Source organism: Nitrospirae bacterium YQR-1, from assembly GCA_039908095.1.
GTDB lineage: Bacteria > Nitrospirota > Thermodesulfovibrionia > Thermodesulfovibrionales > Magnetobacteriaceae > Magnetomonas.
Map to the genome: position 1 here is coordinate 50,093 of JAMOBJ010000009.1, position 23,870 is coordinate 73,962.

General features: G+C 42.4%; 22 protein-coding genes. 15 read left to right on the forward strand and 7 right to left on the reverse strand.

Annotated elements, in window-relative coordinates:
* Positions 1–43: 43 nt before the first annotated feature.
* The gene (locus H7844_06505) at positions 44–811 is read right to left on the reverse strand and encodes a formylglycine-generating enzyme family protein (protein MEO5356933.1); all 768 of its coding nucleotides are present in this window, start codon (positions 809–811) and stop codon (positions 44–46) included.
* Positions 812–951: 140 nt separating this feature from the next.
* Between H7844_06505 and H7844_06510 the strand changes: the two genes are divergently transcribed.
* Positions 952–2,514 carry a hypothetical protein gene (locus H7844_06510; GenBank protein ID MEO5356934.1) on the forward strand — a complete coding sequence of 521 codons (1,563 nt, stop codon included), beginning with the start codon at positions 952–954 and terminating at the stop codon, positions 2,512–2,514.
* A 121-nt stretch (positions 2,515–2,635) separates the two neighbouring features.
* On the opposite strand, the gene H7844_06515 is transcribed toward H7844_06510, so the two are convergent.
* Positions 2,636–2,959, reverse strand: coding sequence for a cupin domain-containing protein (locus H7844_06515; protein MEO5356935.1), 324 nt, complete (start codon positions 2,957–2,959; stop codon positions 2,636–2,638).
* A 280-nt stretch (positions 2,960–3,239) separates the two neighbouring features.
* Here H7844_06515 and H7844_06520 point away from each other — a divergent pair, with 280 nt between their 5' ends.
* The 5 genes from H7844_06520 to H7844_06540 all read left to right on the forward strand — a co-directional run bounded on the left by H7844_06520 (position 3,240) and on the right by H7844_06540 (position 9,433).
* The gene (locus H7844_06520) at positions 3,240–3,440 is read left to right on the forward strand and encodes a cold shock domain-containing protein (GenBank protein ID MEO5356936.1); all 201 of its coding nucleotides are present in this window, start codon (positions 3,240–3,242) and stop codon (positions 3,438–3,440) included.
* 194 nt (positions 3,441–3,634) lie between these two features.
* Positions 3,635–5,254 carry an AarF/UbiB family protein gene (locus tag H7844_06525; protein ID MEO5356937.1) on the forward strand — a complete coding sequence of 540 codons (1,620 nt, stop codon included), beginning with the start codon at positions 3,635–3,637 and terminating at the stop codon, positions 5,252–5,254.
* Between the two features lie 8 nt (positions 5,255–5,262).
* Positions 5,263–6,084, forward strand: a complete 822-nt coding sequence (locus H7844_06530; protein MEO5356938.1) for a fused MFS/spermidine synthase — start codon at positions 5,263–5,265, stop codon at positions 6,082–6,084.
* Positions 6,081–7,340, forward strand: a complete 1,260-nt coding sequence (locus H7844_06535) for a hypothetical protein (protein ID MEO5356939.1) — start codon at positions 6,081–6,083, stop codon at positions 7,338–7,340. The genes H7844_06530 and H7844_06535 overlap by 4 nt, the downstream gene beginning before the upstream one ends.
* Positions 7,341–7,399: 59 nt before the next feature.
* The gene (locus H7844_06540) at positions 7,400–9,433 is read left to right on the forward strand and encodes a hypothetical protein (protein MEO5356940.1); all 2,034 of its coding nucleotides are present in this window, start codon (positions 7,400–7,402) and stop codon (positions 9,431–9,433) included.
* A gap of 33 nt (positions 9,434–9,466) precedes the next feature.
* Here H7844_06540 and H7844_06545 read toward each other — a convergent pair whose 3' ends face one another.
* From H7844_06545 to rplU, 5 genes are all read right to left on the reverse strand, one after another.
* The gene (locus H7844_06545; protein MEO5356941.1) at positions 9,467–10,426 is read right to left on the reverse strand and encodes a PfkB family carbohydrate kinase; all 960 of its coding nucleotides are present in this window, start codon (positions 10,424–10,426) and stop codon (positions 9,467–9,469) included.
* The gene (locus tag H7844_06550) at positions 10,423–11,364 is read right to left on the reverse strand and encodes a lysophospholipid acyltransferase family protein (protein ID MEO5356942.1); all 942 of its coding nucleotides are present in this window, start codon (positions 11,362–11,364) and stop codon (positions 10,423–10,425) included. Before H7844_06550 ends, H7844_06545 begins: the two co-directional genes overlap by 4 nt.
* Positions 11,358–12,365 carry a GTPase ObgE gene (gene obgE / locus H7844_06555; protein ID MEO5356943.1) on the reverse strand — a complete coding sequence of 336 codons (1,008 nt, stop codon included), beginning with the start codon at positions 12,363–12,365 and terminating at the stop codon, positions 11,358–11,360. Before obgE ends, H7844_06550 begins: the two co-directional genes overlap by 7 nt.
* 78 nt (positions 12,366–12,443) lie before the next feature.
* Positions 12,444–12,725, reverse strand: a complete 282-nt coding sequence (rpmA, locus tag H7844_06560) for a 50S ribosomal protein L27 (protein ID MEO5356944.1) — start codon at positions 12,723–12,725, stop codon at positions 12,444–12,446.
* A 2-nt stretch (positions 12,726–12,727) separates the two neighbouring features.
* The gene (gene rplU / locus H7844_06565) at positions 12,728–13,042 is read right to left on the reverse strand and encodes a 50S ribosomal protein L21 (GenBank protein MEO5356945.1); all 315 of its coding nucleotides are present in this window, start codon (positions 13,040–13,042) and stop codon (positions 12,728–12,730) included.
* A 248-nt stretch (positions 13,043–13,290) separates the two neighbouring features.
* Between rplU and H7844_06570 the strand changes: the two genes are divergently transcribed.
* The 9 genes from H7844_06570 (at position 13,291) to H7844_06610 (ending at position 23,864) form a co-directional block, all read left to right on the forward strand.
* Positions 13,291–13,938 carry a response regulator transcription factor gene (locus tag H7844_06570; GenBank protein ID MEO5356946.1) on the forward strand — a complete coding sequence of 216 codons (648 nt, stop codon included), beginning with the start codon at positions 13,291–13,293 and terminating at the stop codon, positions 13,936–13,938.
* A 491-nt stretch (positions 13,939–14,429) separates the two neighbouring features.
* Positions 14,430–15,836: a hypothetical protein gene (locus H7844_06575; protein MEO5356947.1), complete on the forward strand. Its 1,407-nt coding sequence runs from the start codon at positions 14,430–14,432 to the stop codon at positions 15,834–15,836.
* Entirely contained in the window at positions 15,808–16,407 is a 600-nt protein-coding gene (locus tag H7844_06580; protein ID MEO5356948.1) for a hypothetical protein, read from the forward strand. Before H7844_06575 ends, H7844_06580 begins: the two co-directional genes overlap by 29 nt.
* Positions 16,397–16,876 carry a general secretion pathway protein GspB gene (locus H7844_06585; protein MEO5356949.1) on the forward strand — a complete coding sequence of 160 codons (480 nt, stop codon included), beginning with the start codon at positions 16,397–16,399 and terminating at the stop codon, positions 16,874–16,876. The genes H7844_06580 and H7844_06585 overlap by 11 nt, the downstream gene beginning before the upstream one ends.
* A 1-nt stretch (position 16,877) precedes the next feature.
* Positions 16,878–18,656, forward strand: coding sequence for a pilus (MSHA type) biogenesis protein MshL (gene mshL, locus H7844_06590; protein ID MEO5356950.1), 1,779 nt, complete (start codon positions 16,878–16,880; stop codon positions 18,654–18,656).
* Between the two features lie 18 nt (positions 18,657–18,674).
* Entirely contained in the window at positions 18,675–20,333 is a 1,659-nt protein-coding gene (gene tadA / locus H7844_06595) for a Flp pilus assembly complex ATPase component TadA (GenBank protein ID MEO5356951.1), read from the forward strand.
* 8 nt (positions 20,334–20,341) lie between these two features.
* The gene (locus tag H7844_06600) at positions 20,342–21,562 is read left to right on the forward strand and encodes a type II secretion system F family protein (protein MEO5356952.1); all 1,221 of its coding nucleotides are present in this window, start codon (positions 20,342–20,344) and stop codon (positions 21,560–21,562) included.
* Between the two features lie 141 nt (positions 21,563–21,703).
* A complete protein-coding gene (locus H7844_06605; GenBank protein MEO5356953.1) occupies positions 21,704–23,083 on the forward strand; it encodes an AAA family ATPase in 1,380 nt (459 codons plus the stop codon).
* Positions 23,073–23,864 (forward strand): acetolactate decarboxylase, encoded by a 792-nt coding sequence (locus tag H7844_06610; GenBank protein MEO5356954.1) that lies wholly within the window; start codon positions 23,073–23,075, stop codon positions 23,862–23,864. The genes H7844_06605 and H7844_06610 overlap by 11 nt, the downstream gene beginning before the upstream one ends.
* Positions 23,865–23,870: the final 6 nt, after the last annotated feature.

The following is a 23,870-nucleotide window of genomic DNA, read 5'->3' on the forward strand; positions in this document are numbered from 1 at the left end:
AAACGCCGGTTTCAGGTGATAGGGCGTTTCCACAGTTAAAGGGTCATTTATCAATGGCAAGACGAAAACCGAAATCACCGCTTTTGTACCCCGGAGAGTCTCCGAAGTACCGGCTTGAACATCGCACATCATTAATGAAACTGCCCCACAATCCCCCGCCAAGAGCGTGTAAATCACCCAAACCATCCAAAGCAGGATTGCTATGGCTTTTAAATAACGATATGTACTGATAATACATATTCTTAAACCACTTCCACAGCGTCTCCGCCATGTCCTGTATCCAATAACTATCGCCGTTGTGTCCTGCAGAGCCTGCGGCACTACCGGAATTGACGTCATCCCAGATATAAACACCGCCGGCAGCCTCATGGAATTTCAACTTTTTCCCGCCTCCGCTACATGCATATTCCCACTCAGCCTCTGTCGGTAATCTATACCTCTTAGCACTTATAGTATTCAATCTTTTTATAAACATCTGCACATCTGACCAGCTAACATTCTCCACAGGGTAATTTCCCTCTTTTATAAAAGTAGAAGGGTTATACTCCATTACCTCTTTCCACTGCTGTTGCGTTACCTGATAGATTCCTATATAAAAATCGTTTAAACACTCCATATGCGCCTGTTTTATCCCGGAGCCTGCTGCATTGAGAGCATCTCCTGTCAGAAAGCAGCCTCCCTTAACAAACACCATTTGAAGGTTGTTTATATCCGGTGAGGCATTTGCTGTTAGTCCCATAACTGATACCAGAAAACACAACGCTATCACTGCTCCGGTTATCGTTTCCACTTTTACAATTATACTAACCACCTCATAAATGCTCTGCAGATAGAATAATCCATTTTGAATTTCTAAAACAAGCCCGCTGGAATTATTTCAACAAATCATTTACAATATGTATCACGTTACTTATACGATATCAAGAAGATTTCTTTGAAAAGGGAGCGGCTTTGTCAGTCAACCTGAAACACAACATAGCAGTGGCTGTTTTTTGGGGCTTTATTGCTCTTTCTGTACTTATAAGATTCATAAATATAAATTCGCCGCTTTGTGAAGACCACATGTTTCGACAGACCCAAACAGCTATAACAATTCATTATTTTGTAAAGGATGGTATAAAACTACTAAACTATGAAACACCGCTGTTTGGCCCTCCCTGGAAGGTGCCTTTTGAATTTCCTGCTTTTCAGGCCACTGCGGCTTTGTTTGCTATGGGCGGTATAAGTAACTCTGACACAGCCTGCAGAGCTACTAATATATTTTATTTCTATGTATCGGCAGTGTTTCTGTATTTAGTGTCTAAGCAGTTTTTTAGTGAAAAGCCTCTACCGGTTTTTATTCTGTTTTACTATCTCTATAATCCTTATACGATTTACTGGAGCCGTACCTGTCTGATAGACTATGCATCGGCTGCTTTTTCTCTTGGATATTTTTTCTTTACTATTATTTTTTTTAAAAACACTACTAAGATATACTGTGTTGTTTTTGCCGTTATCTTTGGTACTTTAGCATATTTAACTAAAATCACGACTGTACCGGTATTTTTTCCTTTAATATCGGGGACTGTAGCATACATGTTATATAAAAGACTAAGAGTGGATTCAAATTGCATTGTTGGCAATTTCATTAAGGAAAATAAAAAGATTATTGCTCTTTTAATTATCTTGTTTGCCGTTCCCTTTATTTGTGGTTACTTATGGGTTCACTATACAGATTATGTAAAAAACTCATCGCTTTTTACGTCTTTTAATTCATCTACAAATCTTTTTCAATGGAACTATGGTACGTTTAGTCAACGGCTTACGTTAAAGAACTGGTTAAATATTTTTAATTATTTTTATCTGATGGCTCCTGGTGTTCTGGTTCTATCAGCTGCCGCAGGGTGCCGGTTTATATGGAGGAGAAAAGGGAAATACGCTCTGTTTTTTATTTTAAGTTTTTTGGGGATTATCCTTGTACCTTTTACTTTTTTTAATTTGTACATGATTCATGAATACTATAGTATCGCCTTAAGCGCTCTGGTAGCTGTTGTTATGGGTATTTCGCTGTATGCTTTTTTTTATGAATTTATTGGAACGAGTAAGGTTGCTGTTTTAGCCTGCATCCTTGTTTTTACTTTAACGTCACTGCCTGTTGCTATCCAGAAGTTAAGACTACCTCTCTTTCAGATGCGTTATCCACCTAAAAACACGCTTACTGATTTCATAAAAACCATAACCAACGATAACGAATACCTTATAATTACAGATTTTAGCTGGAGCTCAAGAATTCTCTACTACAGCAATCGCAAGGGGTTTATGGTACATGATAAATATGTACCTGAAATGGGTGCATTTTTCAAGAAACACAATTTTACTACTATTATAAGCAGAGAGCCTGATCCTGCTCTGCTGACTAACTGGAAATACATAATAGAGATTAAAACTAAACTCTACGATACAAGAAAATTTCGTATCTTTAAAGTAACCGATAACCCCGAAATTCTTAATAACTGGCACGTTATGGGTTACTAAATACTTAACGAATGAAACGTATGAGCCTTTAGGAGGACTTCTCTTAATAATTGTTAAGAGCAGGGGACAGGCGGTACACCCCATCCCCTTAAATGTAAAAACAATTAGATATAATAACTATTTATTCTGTATCCGCCGGTGTAACAACAGCCATAACGACAAGCCTTTCCCCTTTGGAAGCCTTAAAACCATGCGGTACCAGCGGGTCACAAAGAATAGCGGTCTTTGCATCAGCCTCGATTTCCTCTTCCCCGACTGTAAAAACCCCGCTGCCTTCCACACAGTACATCATGAGCCTCAGTGGGGCCTTATGAGGGGTTATCTCCTGCCCGGGTTCTAAACACATCAGTGCCACTCTCATCTCAGGCTTATCTGAAAGCATCTGCCGTGTAAATTTCTCCGAATTAAAATTTATGAATTTCTTTAATTCTAAAATCTCCGCCATCTTTTAAAACCTCCTCTGCTTTAATACATTTACCTTATGTTATCAAATCCACATTTTTTCACATATGAGTTAAATCATAAGGCAGGTGTGCCGGCAGACAATATATTATTTTTTTTGAAATTTAGCTATTGACTTTTTAGAAAGTTATGTATCATAATACTTCTGAAGTTTCAGAAGTATTAGTAAGTTGCACAAGGCCACAAAGACTTTAGCTTTTTGGCTTTTCTATCAAGTTGTTTTTTCTGATACTTTAGTTTTTGAATAAGGAGGTACGATGGAAATGGCTAAAGGTAAAGTCAAGTGGTTTAATGTATCCAAAGGTTTTGGATTTATTACCAATGAAGATGGTAAAGATGTTTTTGTTCACCACTCTTCTATTAAGGGTAACGGTTTTAAATCCCTTGCCGAAGGTGAAGCTGTCAGTTTTGACATCGAAAAAGACCCGAAGGGCCTTAGGGCAATTAATGTAGTTAAACTTTAATTTAAACCGCATTAAAACCGTAAAGGCACTCTTGCACCACAAGGGTGCCTTTGTTTTATTCACCGCTAAGTTGCCACCAAAGCCTTTTCTGAATTTCTATTTGCTTTAATCCCTGATTGACAATTTCATGTTTTATCCATTAACGTAAAATCATCTGCCGGTGGTAACTAAAATCAGATATTGGGAGATGTGTTATGCCGCTTAGTTTCAGCGATAATATTTTAAAGGGACTACCTGACGATATTGTTCAAATGGCGCATTCCTTTATTTGCGGCGTAGAGTCGTTCAAAGACACAGGGAAACTGCTTAGAATTCCTGAGGTCATGTCTTTGTTTAAACAGCACAGGGAAACCATCTGTAAAAACCTTATAGAAATATCGGGACTTTGTGAGTGTGTGCCGCAGAGGTACGAAAAATTTCGTCCTATAGTATATGACGGTGCAATGCTGTTACTTGCCGGCATTTCTGTTAAGAGGTTCATGGAAATTCTGCTGGCTCAGGAAGCACTTCCACCCGGCGCTCCCGTGGGTGAGCGTTTACTTAGTCTTTCAGGGGAATTCCCCATGCTTCATAAACTTGGGCAGATAGTAGCAAGAAATCCCGAAATGGATAAACACTTCAGCCACTGGCTCATAAAGCTTGAAAACAGCACCATAACAGACGGCTTAGACGGTATAAAGAGAAAAATTCTGAGAGAGTTGGGGGATAGTATAGTTAAGAAGTTCCAGATATCACCGGGCTCTGAGGTGCTCTCTCAGGCAAGTGTTGCCTCTGTTGTTGACTTCACATGGGTTAATGAGGGGCGTCAAATAGAAGGAGTTTTTAAAACACTACGGCCCGGCGTTTCTAAAAAACTTAAAGAAGAGGTAGGCATTTTAGATAAAATGGCTGAATTTTTTGTGCAAAACAGAGAGAAATATGAGATGCCTGAGTTTAAATTTATTGAAACATTTGCAGACATAAAAGAAGCGCTTCTGCGGGAAATTTATCTGATAAATGAGCAGGTTAACTTAAAGCGTGCAAAAGATTTCTATAAAACAGATAAACGTATCAGAGTGCCTGAGCCCTTTCATTTTTCGGTGCCGGCAGTTACCGCCATGGAAAGAATACGGGGGGTGAAGGTCACAGAGGCCGGACTTAATCAGTCTCAGAAAAAAAAATGTGCAGGCCTGCTTTTTGACTGTTTCTTTTTTAACACTCTTTTTAGCACAGAGGAGACTGCTATTTTCCATGGTGACCCACATGCCGGAAATATTTTTCTGGTTTTTTCAGAAACTGCTGAAGGTGGTGTTGCTGATGTGGCATTACTTGACTGGAGCCTAACTGGGGAGCTTACAACAGAACAACGTGCTATAATGTTAAAGCTTGTTATAAGTATTGCTCTCAGGGACAGGCCGGAAACCCTGAGGGCTGTACAGATGCTTTCCTCCACAAATGGCTTTAGTACATTGGACAGAGATATGGTTATAGGGGAAATCATGGAGTCTTTCAATAAACCTTCCGGTAAATTTATAGAAAAAGCCCTTAATCTGCTTGATGTCTTGTCGCTAAGAGGAATAAAATTTCCAACAGAACTGTTGCTTTTCAGAAAAGCGATTTTTACCTTAAATGGACTCTTGCAGGCTCTTGACGATGAATTTGATATGGATAACCGTCTTTTTGGTTTTTTACTGAAACACCTGCCGGATGAGATACCACAAAGATGGTTCTATAGTTTTTTCCCATATTTTGAAACAAGGGAAGCATACAAGACAATGCTCACTAATGCCGAGCTGTTGAGGCTTGGTGCATCAATTGCAATGGAGACGATTTAATAAAGAATATGCATGGACAGTATGGTAAGGAATCTGTGTTGTATCGTAAGCAAAGCCTGTACAATAACCTTGTTGTAACCTGTTGTGGCAGCAGGGTAACACTATGGTCACCGGAGGGAGTAAGGCAGAGTGTTTTTGATATGGATAACCCTGCGGTCCCTGGTCTTGAGTACGCTAAGTATATGCTCCTTGCCCTTACCTTTATCCCTGCCCCTGGCTCTGTTGTTGCAATAGGACTGGGCGGCGGAACAATCCCAATGGCACTGTCTGAGCTATTGCAAAAGTGTCTCATTCATGTGGTGGAAATAGACAGCGAGGTTCTGAGTATTGCAAACAATTTTTTTGGTTTTAAAGAAGCACCTTTGATGAGAGTATTTATTGAGGACGGTTACATTTTTATTAAAAACTCCACCGATTTATATGATATAGCCTTGGTGGACGCATATAAGGGGGGCAGTCAGCCCAAGGCTTTGTCTTCAAAGTTGTTTTTCCACAATCTTGCTAAAACACTAAGGCCTGAGGGGCTCTGTGTCATAAATCTGGTAACCACTGACAGTGAAAGTCTCAACAATACTATAAGCAATATGAAGACGGTCTTTAAGAACACATGGTATATTCAATGTAAGACTTCAAGAAATGTGGTTTACTTTGCGTCAAATTATGATTATGACAAGCTAATTTTAGTCGCAAATATTAGAAAAATACAGGAGTTGCTGTCTTTGGGGTATTTGGAAATTTTACAACATACTAAAAAGCTTCAAGGTGATAATGGCTGGGGTGCTGTAACAAGGTTTCTTAAAAGGCTCTTTTTAGATGGAATTTTATTTTGAGAAATGTAAATGTTACAGGCAGAGGTTTTCTCATAAATACGTTGATAGTGTTTTTTTCGTTGTTCTTAGCGCTGACGCTTGGTGAAATTTTCTTAAGGGTGACGGAAAACACTTTTCCGGTGTTAAAGAAAGCTCAGGTTGTAGGCTGGCGGGGAGTTTGTGCAAAAGAGGAGCAAAACCAGCTCGGTTTCAGGGGACGCTCTGTTTCTTACTCAGATAATGATTTTGTAGTGTTGCTTGTAGGAGATTCCCAGGTTCATGCAGGCCACTATCCGTTTAATTGTATGCCTGAGGCTGTTTTAGAACATTATTTAAACGGTGAACCGGCGCCTGCGGAGGCACTTCTGCAACAGTTAAACGACAGCAAAGCACTGCCGGCTTCCTGCGGCAAACTCTATGGAGGCAGAGATAAGCACCGCATAAAGGTCTTCTCAATCGGGACAGACGGTTACGGACAGGACCAGGAACTTTTGGCACTGTCGGAATACTTTAAAACCTACAGAGCCGGCATGTCTGTACTTTGGTTTACTCCCACTAACGACATTTGGAATAATGTATTTCCAACCCACTTTCCCGGCAACAAAGACGGCACACCTAAGCCGACCTTTATCTTAAGGAAAGATAAGTTGATTTATCCGCCGGAAGCCGTAAAAACCGCAAGACCGCTTTTTAGGCTGACAGAACTTTATAATATGGTCTTTTTCAGGTACATGGACGGAAAGTGGGAAAAGTATTTGCCAAAGCCGTACGAACCACTGACAAGTTATAACGGACCGGAGACGCCCATAAAATACGATTTTCCTGAAACTGAGAATTTTAAAACTGAGAAAACGCATTTTTCAATTATTCTGACTCCCCGCAGTGAGAGAATGACATACGGCATAAGGTTAACCAACAGGCTCATCAGAGAGATTGAATCACTATCGGCGAAAAACGGCAGCCGATTTGTTGCTTTTTGGAACGATGTGAACTGGAGTACGAGGAAAAATGCTTTTTGGTATCACTTTTCTCATGATACATCTGAACATGTTTTTAAAGTTAACGGCGGATTTTTTAAAGGTTCAAGACAGCAATATGATCAGAACATTTCAGATGTTTTCTCAGATATAAAACATTATAGAATAGAAATCAGGGAAAAAAACTGGTTTAAAAGCAATCAGGATGCTCATATGAGCATAAAAGCTCTTGATGAGTCTATGCACACTCTTGCGGATAATGTTTTAAAAGATATTCCAGAAAAGTATCTGAACAGATGATGCTTAAAATGTGAAAGCCTCCGGTATTATGAATTAAAGATTAAAGAGAGCGTGCCGGTATGTTAAAAAACAGAACCATTATTGCGTTTTTTATTTTATCTCTTGTGCGGGTTCCCGTAGTGGCAGGGATAACGTCACTCATACTGATTGTTTTTTTACCCGCATCAATTACAGAAAATCTCACAAGGAAGAAAGTATTCGGCCTGACTCCGGGTCTCTTTATTATCCCTGCCGTTGCTGTTGCCGCATATTTTATTTATCTGACAGGGGTTATTTTCCATATTTCAAGCGCTTTTAGTTTGTATATATATCTGTCACTTCTTGTTTCTCTTTTTCTTGCCACAAGTAAGGGCTTCACCGGCAACCCTGATTTTTCTTATCCTGCGTGGGTTTATGTAGTATCGGCAGTGACAGCGCTTTATCTGATTGTTATCCTGGGTGAGCAGCCGATAACTCTGATAACCCAGCCACGGTTTGATGAGGTGCTGATAAAGCACGGCACATTAATACGCTCCATTTCACAGTACGGGCTTCCTGCCGTTAACCCCTACGTGTTAAATCCGGATTTAGCAGGCGTCCCTCTCGCCTACTACTACTCCTACCAGACCCTCTGCAGCGCAATTGCAGATGTGGGAGTTGTTTCCGCACTTAACGCACACGGCATTATAAGCGCCGTCATTTTCGTCGGGTTTTTTCTCCTCATTTTTGATTACGCAAAGTCCCTGCCGATTCATAAAACACTAATACCTTTCACTCTTTTATTTATCCTGTTTGGTTCGGGGATATCTGTAGTAGGCAATATAATACAACAGATGGTTTCAAATGAGGGGAAACTCACAGCAGATACTATATTAATGGGGCAGAGTTGGAGCTCCGTTTATGGTTTGCATATAAATCCAATATACAGAGCTTTTTTAAACGGGATACAACATATTTTACCGGCTGCGTTAGTCCTGTGGCTGGCCCTTATCGTTAAGATGGAAGGTATCGGTAGTTTTTTTAAAGTTCAGACCTCCCTGCTCTGTATAGCGCTCTTGCCCGTGCTCTCTCCTTTTGTCTCACTAAGCGGAATTCCAGCAGCTTTGTTGATACTAATCATTTGTTTGTCTGAGCATTATCGCAATATAAATTATAAATTTCTTGATAAAACAACAATTTGGTTTGCTATCACCTCGGCGGTTTACCTGTTGCTATCCATTCCCGCACTTAATTATTTATTTAACGGAGGTAAGAACTCCGGCAGTCTTCATTTCGGCATGGCCTCATACGGACCTCTATGGTTTAGCTCAGTGCCCGTAATTGGAGGTGTGTTGAATATAATCGCATTTTTGGTTATTCCACTGTTTCCGGCTGTTTTTTTTATCTTTATTAAGCCTGTGAATTTTAACTCTTATATTAAAACGTATTGGCCCCTTTTGATTTGCGCTTTTACAGGGTTTTTAGTACATTTCACTGTTTACAGCAACAATCCGGTAAATGATGCAGGGTTTAGGTCCGTGTATTTGTCGTTGATCTCTGTTTATCTGTTGTCTGGGGTGAACCTCTCTCTTGTGTGCTCAGGCAGGACATTTTTTTATAAGCCGTTGTTTTTAGGGGCGGCTGCGTTGCTTACGATTGTAAGTTTAGCTCCCATGTTCTATTACTATTTCTATGTCAGGGTAGCGGACAGAACCGTCAGTAATGCAAATAATATCTATGTTGTGGATGTTAATACTGATCTGCTGCCGCTGTATCGCTATATGCAAAAACATTTGCCGAAAGAGGCCGTTATTCAGGGTAATCCTTTTGTCAGGCTGTCGGCACAGTTTTATTTTTCAGGACACAGGGCGCTGGTTGCAGAAAAGCTCCACTCTGAGATTTTATACAGCGGTTCAGCAGCTAAATCCAATATGCTGACTCTTGAGAGATTACTTGCCGATAAGAACCCTTGCACTCTGTCACGCGGACTTAAAAACACCGGCATATACGCTATTGTAGTATCTAAGCCGCCCATGACTGAGGGATTTCCGGTTGATTACAACAAAATTGCTGACAGTGGCTGCTTTACCAAAATTTTCAGAAGCGAAAACTACTTCCTGTTCGCTCCAATTTGAACGCATGGACAATTGACTTAAGCAGCCCCACCTTTAGGGAAGAGTACGCCCCTGAGCTTTTGACGAAGCCAACGGAGTTAGACGATTGAATGCAACTTGGTATAATTCATGTTTTTTCATAAACTCTGTGATTTCAATGATATCAGGGATACCGGTTCTACCTCCCAATTTAAGGCATTTAGCGGCGGCTAAGGCTGTGGCAAATTTTATAACCTCTTCAATCGGCCAGCCACTGAGTAAGCCGTAAATATACCCGCCATGAAAGACGTCACCGGCTCCGGTTGTGTCAACAGGTTTAATTTTACAGGCCGGGAAATGAAAGTATTTATCTGCCGTTGCTGTGATGCTGCCCTTTTGGCCTAATGTTACAGTTGCAGCTTTAGCGCCTGCAGCAAGAAGGTTTTTTAATGTTGTTGTATGATTTTCGCAATAACTTGTACTAAAATCTTCCGAGCACACGATATAGTCACACAGTGGCAGTAATTGTTCTGTGCCGTCTCTGAGAGTACCCACATCAAGCATTACGGGGATATTTTTTAGTTTTGCCGCTGTGGCGGCTTCAATTGCGGCCTCAAGCATAAGCCCGTCAAGATGAAGCATGTCAACCCCTGAGAAAAATGAATCACTTATGTTATCTCCTTTAAGATTCCCAAAAGTAGGCCGTGACCAAAAAATAGTTCTTCTGCCATTTTCCCTGTTGACCAAAATAAAGGCGAGTTGAGATTGATATCCCGGCACTTTTACCATAAAGCTGATATCAACACCTTCTCTTACAAGCTCGGAGATTATTATTTGGCCTGTGCTATCATCAGAGACTAAGCCCATAAATCTGGTTGAGACTCCCAGACGGCTTAATGCAACAAGGGCTGTTGCCACCGGGCCTCCACCCTGGGCAAGCCACGGCGTTACCTCACATTTCATGTCCTCGGAAGGATATGTATCAATGAAAGCAAGATTATCAAGCGAGCACTGTCCAATACCTGCCACCATCATGGCTTAGCCCATACATTTTCTTTTTTGTAAGTTTTCCATCTGTTGTGAATCCAAAGATATTGCTCCGGGTACTCCCTTATGATGTGTTCCATGGCTTTTGTAATCTCTCCGGTAATGCGGTGTATTTCAGCTTTTTCGCTGCTGTAGCTGCTAAGGGGATAAATCGGATCGCTTACAAACCCTGTAAAAGTCCCGTCATTAGCTTTTTGCCTTACACAGGCACAGACCACGACGGGTTTTTTGTAAAGTACCGAAAGCATTGCCGGAATCGGCGTTGCTGTTGCCTTTCTTCCAAAGTAATCAACAGAGATTCCCTTTGATGTGCTTTGGTCGGGCAGCATTCCAATTGACTTACCACGCCGGAGGGTTTCCTGAAGTTTAAACATTGCATTTGTCTTGGCAATAAAGACCTGACCGGTATCAGTGCGGCTGGAATAGATTAATTTCTCTAAATATGGGTTATCAAGCGGCCTTGCCACTACAACCAGAGCAATCCCTACTATGGAGCTTACGTGAGGGAGTAGTTCCCAGTTGCCTATATGCGGAGTTAAAAAGATGCAGCCTCCGCTTGAGTCATGAATGTCTTTAGCCTTTTTAAACAGCATCTCGATGTGGGTTGTGCTTTTATGGGCTTTTCTGAAAGCCTCGGGAGTTTTAAAAGTGCTCCGGTTTTTTATCATCTCAAGAAAAGACATTATAAATGAGCGGCAGCTTTCCCTTGCTATAGTGGTTACCTCGGCCTGCGATTTGTCAGGGAATGCGGAAGAGATATTTTCAATGGCAATTGAGCGTCTCTTTGGTACAAATCTAAAAAGCATATCGCCTGTGATTGTGCCTAATATTCTGATTCCACGGTTAGGTAAAAGCCCTGCCAACGTAAAAAGCACAAGGACTGCAAAGTATTCTATAAGCCATTTGAGTTTTGACTTTTTTACCATGGCAGTTCTTTCAATCTGTTTGATACATAGGAGATAAGGTCGTTTATACCTTCATGTGTGACGGCTGAAACAGGGAAAAAAGGGATGCCGTTATTGATGCAAAAGTCAGCTAACGTTTTTTTAAGGGTTCCGTCACCCTCTGCGTCAACCTTGGAGGCTACAACGATCTGGGGTTTTTGGGCAAGCTCTGTGCTGTAAAGGGATAGTTCATGATTAACTTTTTCGTAAGTCTCAACGGGATTTACCTCAACTCCCTCAGAGATGTCAACCATGTGAAGCAGCAGCCGTGACCTCTGGGCGTGTCTCAAAAACTGTAACCCCAGTCCTGCGCCAAGATGTGCGCCTTCTATGATTCCAGGAATATCGGCCACAATAAAGCTCGAGTAGTCGTTAAGTTTTACAACGCCCAGGTTTGGAACGAGGGTTGTAAAAGGGTAGGAGGCTATTTTTGCTCTACTTGCTGATATGGAAGATATCAGTGTGGATTTACCGGCATTAGGCATACCTATGATACCGGCATCGGCGATGAGTTTAAGCTCAAGTACAAGGTTAGCCTCCTGTGCCGTCTCTCCGGGTTGTGCAAACTTAGGTGAGCGAAGTGTTGAGGATTTAAAATGGGCGTTTCCCTTACCACCGCGTCCTCCCTTGAGTACTACCGCTTCCATACCCTCTGTGGTTAAGTCGGCTAACACCACACCTGAATCAAGGTTTTTAATTACCGTACCAACCGGAACGTCTATTATAAGGGCGGGGCTGTCTGCACCGTGCATGTCTTTACCCATGCCGTGGCCGCCCCGTTTTACCTCGTAGTGTTTTTTGTACTTGTGGTCAAGCAGGGTATTGAGGTGAGTGACTGCCCTGAAAATTATATCGCCGCCCTTGCCGCCGTCTCCGCCGTCCGGAGCACCTCTGGGTTTAAACTTCTCTCTTCCAAAACTTACACATCCTGCGCCGCCGTCTCCAGCCTTGCAGTAAACTGTTACAAGATCGACAAATTTCACAATATGTATTGCATTAGCGCAAAAGCCCTCTTTTCATGGGCTTTAGTCCATTTGTTAAGAAAACTATAGATAGCAGTCTTAGCCCTGAGCCGCAACCTGAACAGTAACCGCCGGATAAACGCTCACTTTAGTTCTGGTTTTATCCTTTCTTTCAAACTTAACGATGCCTGCGATTTTTGCAAACAGGGTGTCGTCAGAGCCGATTCCGACATTTGAACCGGGGTGGAGTTTTGTGCCGCGCTGTCTTACAAGAATACTGCCTGCGGTAACTGTCTGACCGCCGTAGCGCTTTACTCCAAGACGCTTAGACTTACTGTCACGACCGTTTCGTGTGCTTCCCACACCTTTTTTATGAGCCATGATTAACCTCCAATTATCTCATTAATTTTAATTTTCGTGTAATGTTGTCTGTGGACATGGAGTTTCCTTGTGGCCTTCCTGGGTTTCATCTTAAAGACGTCAACTTTCCTGGTTCTGCCTTTTTCCAATACCTCCGCCTTTACTGATACCCCTTCAATGTATGGTTTTCCGACAGTTAATTTTGTACCGTCAAAAAAAGCCAACACTTTATCTATTGTCACAGAGTCCCCAACAGCGTTATCCAGCCTATCTACCCTAAGCGTCTCATCAGGCGCCACTCTCACCTGCTTGCCCCCCGTCAGCACTATCGCATACATCAATCTTATCCTCCAAATCCTTGATTTATTATCTTTATTTTATTCTCAACCGGCAATTGATATTGTATATAATTTGTTTTAGGTTTGTCAAATAAGCCGTTCTCTCAATAAAAATTTTTTATAATGCTTACTGCATCTGTAATACCAAGTTGCATTCAATCGTCTAACTTCGCTGGGCTTGGTCAAAAGCTCCGGGGTGTACGTATAGTTTATTTTGTCCATATCCCGATGTTATACTCTGATTACAGATGAGAGTATTAATAATAGAAGACGATAAGATACTCTGTGAGAGCCTGCGGGAATATCTAAAAACGAAGGACATAACTGCAGATTGTCTTGAGGATGAGAGGGAGTATTTTAATTACCTGAATAATTACACGTATGATGTGATACTGTTGGATTTAATGCTGAGGTATCTTAAGGGTGAGGATGTGCTCAAACATATAAGAGCAAAGGGAATCGGCACGCCGGTGCTCATTCTTACCGCCAAAGACGGCATAGCCGACAAGGAAACCTGTTTCACTCTGGGGGCTGACGATTACCTTATAAAACCGTTTAATCTCAGAGAGCTGGTCTTAAGGGTAAAGTCTCTGTCAAACAGGTCACACATGCACAGTATAATTAAAATAGACGATATAACGGTGGATGTTGACGCCCAGGTGATTTATAAGGATGCCGTGGAGGTGAATCTTTCAAAAACAGCATGGAACCTTTTTTACCTGCTGCTTAAACATCGCGGTGAGATAGTCTATAATGATACGATTATGGGTTATGTGTGGGGAGATAAACCCTCCAGTGATGAAATCATAAGAACTTATGTGAAAATGCTCAGAAAGATTCTCCCTCCAAATGCCATCTCCACATACAAGGGCAGAGGATACAAACTTAACTTGTAAGCTAAAATGCGTTGATGTTATCAGCCGCTGAGGTTACAATGAGATTTAAACTTATACCAAGTTGTATTCAATCATCTAATACCAAGCAGCGTTCAAAGACGTAATATTAAATTACTTTTTTAATTGCTACTTGGTATAAATCAGATAAATCATGGTTCATACCAAGTAGCAGTCAAAAGAGTAACGAGGCGGCAAGGAGAAAACGACACCTCCCCTTAACAGGGGATTCCCCTTTAGGGGAGACGTCAAGGAGTTTTCGACGATGCCAACAAAGTTAATCGAATGAATGCAACTTGGTATCAGATTCTTTAAAGAGTTACCTGACATTTGCCGATAAAACATTACTTTATATATAATATATTTACAAATAATGATAAAAAAAATATTCGCTGAAATATATGCGCTGACACGCAGACACTCTGCAGATGACGATCTCCGTCTGAGGCCTGTCCCACGGTTAAGAACTCCAGCCACATGCACTTATTACGATAATGTTTGAAACCACCGCTATAAGCTTTGAAGGTGAAAAAGTAAAGGTTGTTTCCGCTAAAACATCAGGGAAAAACTTAATTTTAAACAGAGCCGAAACTTTTAATAAAGACGAACTCGATATTTTTCTCAGAAAAGACACTACAAAAAGCTACATACTGGTTTACAATTTTCAACATATCCATGAAGATTATATAACCATACCACCTATTGAAAAAAAATTGGTCAGAAATCTTATACACCGTGAAGTAATAAGAATCCATCCGCAACTAAGGGAATTTTCAGAAATATTTTTCTATGTTGGTGATAAAACAGAGGGTGGAAGGATTTTAAAAGAATATCTGGTTATATCTTTTACCGGAGATGAACTTGACCAGGTTATCAGAAAATTTAACGATTTGGGAAAACGCATAACAGCTCTTTACCCTGACTTCTTTGCACCCCTGTGCCTTATTCCAGCTGCAAATGAGCAATTCATTTTAGTGTTTAACTCCGCCGATAATAAGGTTATGCTGTTGGTTAAAGAGGGCGGAGCTCTATTTATGAGAGTTAACCAGGCTATTGAGCCGGGCACCACAGACCTTGATATTCAAAGTATCAATATGACAATAAACCACATCAGGCAGTCTTTGAGAATAAGCCCTGCATTTGTCACTGTTACCGGTACGATGTCAAGTGAGTATGAAGCGCAATTACAGCCCATTGCCCCTCTTATGATAGCCTTAAAACCCTCGTATGTATCCTGCGATATGGAGCATTTTAACGAATACCTGCTGCCGCTTTCGGCAATATGCAGCTTCAGCAAGTTAAAAGACCCCCTTGGTTTAAATATTATCCCAAAGAAATTCAGAGATCAAAATTACCTTGAAAACTATCTTTCTTACTCAACCGCCGCCTTTGTTTCCACCTCCGTCGTGATACTGCTTTTTATTTTACTTAACATTTACAACGTGTTTACTTTAACTAATGAAATCTCCCTTATCAGAGCCGATAACGGTAACATAAAGGACATTGTTTCGTCCTACAATAAGGCTGCCGCAGCTTTTGAACAACATGCTAAGGTTTTTGAGTTTTTAAGGAGAAATCAATCCGCCTCGCTGCTTAACGCCTTTTTAGCTGTGCTTGTCTCTGTTGACACCCAAAAGGCTGAAATCGAATCTGTTGCACTGTCAGTGTCAGAGGGTGCACCGGTAGCAAAGGTCTCCTTAACGGGTAAGGTAAAATCAGAGAGTTTTGCAGAAATCCGCAGCTCCGTTGATTCCCTCTCTGATAACTTAAAGGCGGTAAAAAATGTTGATAAGTGTTCGTCCGGTTATAATTTAAAAGATAAGAGCTTTAAGCTGGAACTTCAGTTTACGGCAGCTTCAGGAAAACAACAAGGTGATATTAACAAAGTATCTACAAGATAGACTAAGAAGAAATATGATTGCCGGGTGTCTGCTTGCAGGCATGTTGGCTCTTTTGTTGTTTTTAAAATCATACGAGGCTTCACTTACGGAAACAAAAACCCGTCTGCTTACTTTAAAACCTAAAATCGTCCAAATAATAAGAAATAAAAACCTGGCTGATGAGGCTAACGACAGAGTTAACAAAATCATCTCTCAGAGATACTCCTCAGGACCATCCTCAGTGTATATTCTCAAGGCTCTCGATGAAATGCAAGGCAGATATAAGAAAGGGCTGCAAACCACTTTTAGTGATTTTCAGGCTGGCAAGGAAGGCCTGGAGTTTCCACTTGAAATTACCTTTAATGGAAACTTTTCTGAAATCGCGGAGTTTACCGTTTATCTGGAAAACCTGAGATTTCCTTTCTATGTTATAAAGGAGTTTACTCTGAAAAAAGAAAAAAGCTCTATACTTGCATGTAACATTAAAGGGCGTTTTGTTTTTCCTGAACTATCACCTAAGACCGGTGCAACAGATGCCGGTAAGGGAAATTTACATGCAGGAAAGGCACAGAGGGTATATAGTGAACAATAAGCTTCCGCTAAAACTGGGACTTCCTTACATCCTCTGTGCAGCAATGTTTTTTTCACTGAGTGGTTTAACCCTGACAGCGCAGATAACACCGGATGAGCAAGCCATAATGAAACTGTCACAGAAGGACTACTCCAAATATAAAGAAGTTGGAGTTTCCCCGGCGGAGCACGTTAAGATTTCACCTGAGTCAGGCAGAAAAACTTTTAATCTTGATGATGATACAGAGAATACACACACAGAACCTGAGGTTCAAACTAAACAAGAGAAGCCGACAGAGCTTTTCACAGCCTTTATCGTCTCCCTTGTAGCCATAACAGAGGACAGAAGATATGCTATCATAAATGGAACCCTCCTGAGGGAGGGAGCAGAGTTTGAAGGAGTGCAAGTGAAAAAGATCGAACAGGGAGCCGTTCTTTTAGCGGGCAAACACCGCTCGGAATGGATAAAACTCACTAAGAGGGCTAATTGATATGGCTATCAGATTACTTATAATTGTCTTTTGCGGCTTACTTATTGTCTCATGTGCTTCAATGTCTTCAAAAGAAGAAAATAAATTTATAACCAAAGATGACCATGCGGCACTTAAGGGGCAGGATGTAAGAAAAGTTGTAAAAAAGGATAAACCTGTGCCACAGGCTGAATTTGCACCGTCATCGGAAAGTTTATCACCTCTGAAAACACGGCTGATATCACTTTCTGTAAGCAACAGGCCGCTTAGTGAGGTTTTACAAGCAGTGGCGGAGGCGGCAAGCCTTAATCTTGTTATGCAAAAGGGGGTTGACCCCTCAGCCTCAGTAAATCTAACAATTAACGATGTCGCTGTAGAGGAGGCCCTTCAGATAATTTTCTCCTCTGTTGATTATTTCTACACTGTTGAGAAAAATATTCTTTATGTGAAAGCAATGGATACGAGGATTTTTGATTTTGGCCTGCCATCGGTTATCCACTCATATAAGACGGAACTCGGCGGGGATATAATAGGTGGGGCACTATCCTCCTCCGCAAGTTCAGGCAGCAGCGCCTCCGCAAGCAGCGGAGGCACCTCAGGCACAAACAACTCCGGCATTACAGGCAGTGTGTCGCTGAAGTCGGAAACCGACAAGGACTCAGGCAACATGTGGAGCATGATTGATACAACTTTAAAATCGTTGCTTGGTATTTCACAGACATCCACACCTCTTACGGCCTCTCCCGCAGGACGCCCTGTCTCCGGTGGCTCGGCTCAAACGGCGGCCACCTCTACTCCGGCACAAGGGACGTCTGCTGTTAGGCAGGCTCAGGCCCTTGCCTCTGAAGCCGCCCTTTCAGCACCACAATTATTACCATCCGGCGCAACGGCAGGCAGCGCCACCAGCGCCTTGAACGTTCCTACCCCCTCGGTTTCTATAAACCGGATGTCGGGAACCATAGTGGTAACAGCCGGCAAGGCGGATATGTTGAAAGTTGAGAAATTTCTGACAAACCTGAAAGCATCCCTTAACAGACAGGTACTTATTGAGGCAAGAATAGTGGAGGTTCAGTTAAAGGACAACCTTCAGTACGGTATTAACTGGAATAATCTCAATAAGTCTTTAAGCGGCCACTTTGGCAGGGATTTTTCCGTAACAGCCACAACATCAGGGTTTAAAGACGTCGTCTCCGGCAATGCAAGTTTCGGTTTAACTTTCTCAGGTTTTGATTTCGATTCGGTACTTAATGCGCTCCAGACACAGGGTGACGTAAAAGTACTGTCAAATCCGCGCTTAAGCATGATAAACGGCCAGAGCGCCATGCTTACCGTGGGAAAAAAGAAGGACTACATAAAAAGCGTATCCTCACAGGTAACAACCTCCGGCTCTAATTCCTATCTAACCTACTCCACGGAAGTCTCCAGCGTGCTTTCGGGCATAATGTTTGGCATTGTGCCGTACATAGATGAGGCTGGTAATGTGACATTAAATATAACCCCTATAATCTCCGACCTCGTGGAGCTGCCAACTCAAACATTCGGCAGCAGTTCCTCCACCACCGGTTCAGCCGAAATCGGCCTCCCGGTCATTGATGTAAGAGAAATGAGCACGACTGTGAAGCTTAGAGATCAGGAAATGGCGGTAATCGGAGGGTTAATCTCACAGAAAGAAAAGCTGACTGATAATCAGGTGCCGCTCCTGGGCAGTATTCCGGTATTAGGATACCTGTTTAAGAGCAGAGATTCAGTTAATGAAAAAATCGAGCTTGTGCTTATGTTAAAAATAAATGTGATAATGTGAAAAACGGGATTACAATAAGTGGAAAGACCACCAAAAAAATTAGGTGAAATTTTAAAAGATAAGGGCTACGTAACCGACGAGATGTTTGCGGTAGCCATGACCCAGCAAAAGATAACCGACCAATTGCTTGGCGTAACCCTGCAGAAACTTGGGTTTGTGACTCCTAAGGAAATGGCTGAGGTACTTGCCGAACAGGCCGGTGTGCCGTATGTTAATCTCTCTGAATACCACATCGCAGAGGAGCTCTTAAGAAAGATTCCCCGCGATATGGCTGAGAGGCTTGAATGTCTGCCGCTTTCCACAGAAGATGGACATGTCAACATAGGGCTCACTAATCCAAACAATATTGTAGCTTTGGATACAATGAGAAAACTTCTGAAAATGCAGGTTAAGGTCAATCTTGTTGACTCCGACAGCTTAAACGACTCGATAGAGCGCATGTACTATTTCATGGAAAACCCAATCGCCCAGCAGATAGATAACGTTATTAAGGAAATAGTCTCTGTAACTGTGCCACAACCGGCCTCTGTTTCCGCCCTGACTGAGCTTATCATCAAAGAGGGGCTAAGACGGGCTGCAACAGATATACATCTGAGTCCGTCTGAGGAAACCCTGCATGTGTTTTACCGCGTGGATGGCGTTATGCATCACGCCGCCTGTGTTCCCAAAAATGCCCAAAACGGTATTATCTCTAAAATTAAGGTGCTCTCCAATCTTGACATTGCAGAGCAAAGACTGCCACAGGACGGGTTCTTTGGGTTTACTTTTCTTAAAAAAAACCTGGATATGAGAGTTTCCACCTTGCCCACCATTTATGGAGAGAATGTGGTAATAAGGGTACTCTCCGGCACAGGCCCTGTACTAAGGTTTGACTCTCTGGGGTTTGATGAAAACAACACCAAAAAACTTAAATACTTGTTTAATAAACCCTATGGGATCATTCTTATAACAGGCCCTACGGGAAGTGGTAAGACAACCACGTTGTACTCGGCCCTGAGGCAGATAGACCTGTTGGGGAAAAATGTTTTGACAGTTGAGGACCCTGTGGAGTACCGTTTAAACTTTGTGCGGCAAACACAGGTGAATTTAAAATCAGGGTATGATTTTTCACGGGCAGGCAGGACCTTTATGAGACAGGACCCGGACGTTATGCTCCTGGGTGAGATACGTGATGAGGAGACGGCTCACATTGCCGTAAGGGCCTCAATCACAGGGCACCTTGTTCTTTCCACACTGCACACCAATGATGCAGTTACGGCAATACCCAGGCTTGCTGATTTAGGAGTGGATAAATTCAACATAGCTGCCTCAGTGTTAGGGATAGTGGCGCAGCGGCTGGTTCGTAAAATTTGCAACAACTGTAAAGTTAAATACACGCTGGATGACGGCGAACTGGAATATTTCAGGCAAGCCGGTTATGGCACCGGCATTACGGAGGCATATAGGGGTAGGGGCTGTTTGGCATGTCAAAGGAGCGGTTATGCGGGGAGAACCGTGGTGGGAGAGATTCTGATTCTTGATGATGAGCTAAGGGATATGATAGCAGGCGGGGAGAGCGTTCTATATTTAAAGCGGAAAGCCCTTGAAAAGGCAATGAAATCTATGCAGGCCAATGCAATAGACAAGCTCTCAGTGGGGATAACCTCGTTGGAGGAAATCTTGAGGGTAGTGGGGTAGCAGCGGCAGTGCCAAGTTATGCTTATAAGGCGGTAGATGAAAACGGAGACATCCTTAAGGGGATAATAGAGGCCGAGGATGTGTCAACTTTTAATAATACCATGCAGCTGTCCCGTCTTCATGTTATTTCGGTAAAAGAGAAAACAGGCGGCGGAGTTCTTCCGTCAGTCAATATATTTGGAAAGAAAATTCAGAGGAAAGACATAATAGAGCTTGCCACAAATCTTGCTGTTATGATAGATGCCGGCCTGCCGTTGCTTACAGCCTTTGATGATTTAATAACAACCACTGAGCTGCCCTTTTTTAAGCAGAAACTCATCACGATAAGAAGACAGGTGATGCTTGGGTCGTCTCTGTCGGATGCGATAACGCAGGAGCGGGACATATTTCCTGATATCTTTATCCGGCTTGTGCGCATTGGTGAGGAGACTGGTTCACTGGGTAAGAGTTTAAAGGATGTGGCGGAGCATCTTCAGAGGATGGAGGATCTGGCATCGGCAATAAAGCGGGCTCTTATGTATCCCACCTTTGCGTTGATAACAACAAGCGGAGCGCTTTTTTTCTGGTTAGTCGTTGTTATGCCAAAAATGGCCGTGCTTTTTGAAGACATGGGGGTAGCACTGCCTCTTATCACACAAGTTCTTATAAAGACAAGCAAATCAGCTGAGAGTAACTGGTATATTATTCTGGCGGTGCCTGTCGCTTTGTCAGCGCTTTTTAAGTATTTGGGGCGGTACGAAAAATTTCAATACTTTTTGGACTATACTGCTTTAAAAATGCCGATAATTAAGCTCATAAGTTATAATAAGGTGCTTGCTTTGTTTTCAGAGCAGATGAGAATTCTTCTGGTAGCAGGGATAACGATAAACAGATCGTTTGAGCTTCTTCAGGAGACTATCGGCAATATGGTGTTTTCGAGGGCATTCGTAAGGGTCAATGATTTGATACTAAGTGGAGTTAGTGTGGGGGATTCCCTCAGATTGCAAAGGATCTTTCCAGTATTAGTGGTAAGGATGGTAAGTGTGGGAGAGGCAAGCGGTAGTTTGGATGCACAGTTTGGGTTTTTATCGGAATATTTCCTAAAAAAACTGGATGATATATCGCAGAAGATGAGTAAGTTGATAGAGCCGGTGGTTATGGTGTTTGTGGGAATAATGTTTACGATAATGATAGTGGGGGTCTTTGCGCCCATCTATGATCTTATCTCCGGTGTTGGGGCACAACAATGATACAAGGCCGACTTCAATCGTCTAACTTTATTGGCTTTGTCACAAGCTCCCCGACGTACGAAAAAGTATGCATTTGTCGCTTGCCCCTTGCCACCGCATTATACTTCCGGTTGCAACTTATAGTATGAGGGAAGTGTAGCGGTGGATTTGACAGAGTATTTTGGATTTACAGAGGAACCGTTTAAGATAACTCCCGATCCTAAGTATTTTTTCCCGTCGGGCTGCCACAAGGAGTGTCTGTCGTCACTGGAGTATTCATTCAGGCAGAGGGAGGGTTTTACACTAATAACTGGTGAGCCCGGCACGGGTAAGACCACGCTGCTGAATCTTTTCATAGAAAAAATGAAGGACAGGGCGGAGATAGCGGTGATTTTGACGCCCAGGCTTTCACCGCAGGAGATGCTCTTTGCCATAATTGATGATTTGGGACTGACAACGGAGACAAAAAACAAAAACGATGTAATCAGCCGGTTCAGAAACTTTTTGGTAGAGATGAATGCAACAGGAAAGCCGGTAATAATAATTGTGGATGAGGCACAGGGGCTTTCAATTGATACGCTTGAGGAATTGCGGCTGCTGTCAAATCTTGAGACACACAAGGAAAAACTCTTGCATATAGTGCTTTTTGGGCAGCCGGAGCTTGATGATAAACTCAGGACTGAGCAGTTACGCCAGCTAAAGCAAAGAATCATTACGAGGTGTACTTTAGGGCATCTGGATGCAACAGAGACATATGATTACATAACGTACCGGATAATGAAAGCCGGAGGGACATCAATAAAATTTGATGACGGGGCAAGGAAGGAAATTTTTATAAAAAGCCGCGGGATACCCCGATTAATCAACATTCTCTGTACAAGGGTTTTAATGGTGGTTTATGTAAAGGAAACCAGGGAGATAACGAAAGAGGTTGTGGCTTTGGCGTTTCAGAGTTTATCGCCGGAAGAGGACGGGAAGCAATCAAAAAAATCAGTAAAATATATAGCAATTGCGGCTCTGATACTTGTTGTAATAACCGGAGTGTTTGTTACATTAAAAAACCGGATTAGTGCCGATAAAACTCAGATTGAAACAGTAGTTAAGCGTGCTCTTGAGACTCCAAAGCCTGCTCCTGGACAGTTACCCTCTGAAGCAGTGGCGGACAATGTGACGGTAAATGAGTCCGTTTCGGCAGATAACCGGAGCGTAGATAACATGACTCAGGTAATACAACAAGCTGTTGCGCCTGCGGAGAGTGACAGACCGGCGGTTGTACAAAATGTAGCTCCTGCAGATGAGGCGGTAAAAGTGTCGCCGTCGCCTGTAAGAGCAAAGAGCGCTGTGGTGGAGGTTAAGTACAATATTGTCAATATGAGACAAAAACCTGATTCCAAATCCCTGATAATCGCCTATCTGAAAAAAGAGGACAGGCCGGTTGTAGTTGACAAGTTCCAGAGTGCTGATGGAAAATACTGGTACAGAGTTAAAACGCCGGATGGCAAAGTAGGCTGGATTTCTGAGGTGGCGGTAGGTGTTAAATGAGCAGAGGATTGACGGAGAGGATAGCTACGTGAAAACATTTTTTTTAGTGCTTGTAATGGGTTTACTTGTATTTGTTGCCACAGGTGAGTGTGCACAAAAAGAGGGTTCTGTGGAATTTGAAGGTGCTCAAAGGACTTTTTTTAAGACAGGCAAGGCGGAAGCGGTTATGTCTTTGGAACCACTCTCAGGACGTAAGAGTTTATTTGCTATCGGACCGGTTGACGGCTTGGACGGTGAGATTACAATTTTTGATTCCAAACCATACATCACAAAGGTACGTGGCAGTGATTACACATTAGACCAAACATTCAACCACAGCGCCGCATTTCTTGTTTGGACGGAGCAGCCTCTTTGGCAGGATATACCTATTCCGGCTTCAGTTAAAGATTATGCCGGCCTGCAGCAGTTTATAAAAACAAAAGCGGCAGAGGCCGGTATTGATGTAAATATACCTTTTGCGTTTTTGATAAGCGGCATTGCCGATATGATTAAATGGCATATCAACACAGATAGGACAGACGGTAAACCTATTACCAAAGAACTCTTCGCTAAATCAAAGGAATCGTATATCACAAAGAATGAACCGGTTGACATTATCGGATTTTACTCGGAGAGCCATCACGGACAATTCATAAGCGAGTATGCCCCTGCAATAAAACCTGAATCGGAAGCCAAAAACGCTATCCACATTCATCTGGTTTCAAGGGTTAGTAAGGCCTCAGGGCATATTGACGACTTGACTTTAGGGAAAGATATGATACTCCGCCTTCCAAAACAGTGATACAGC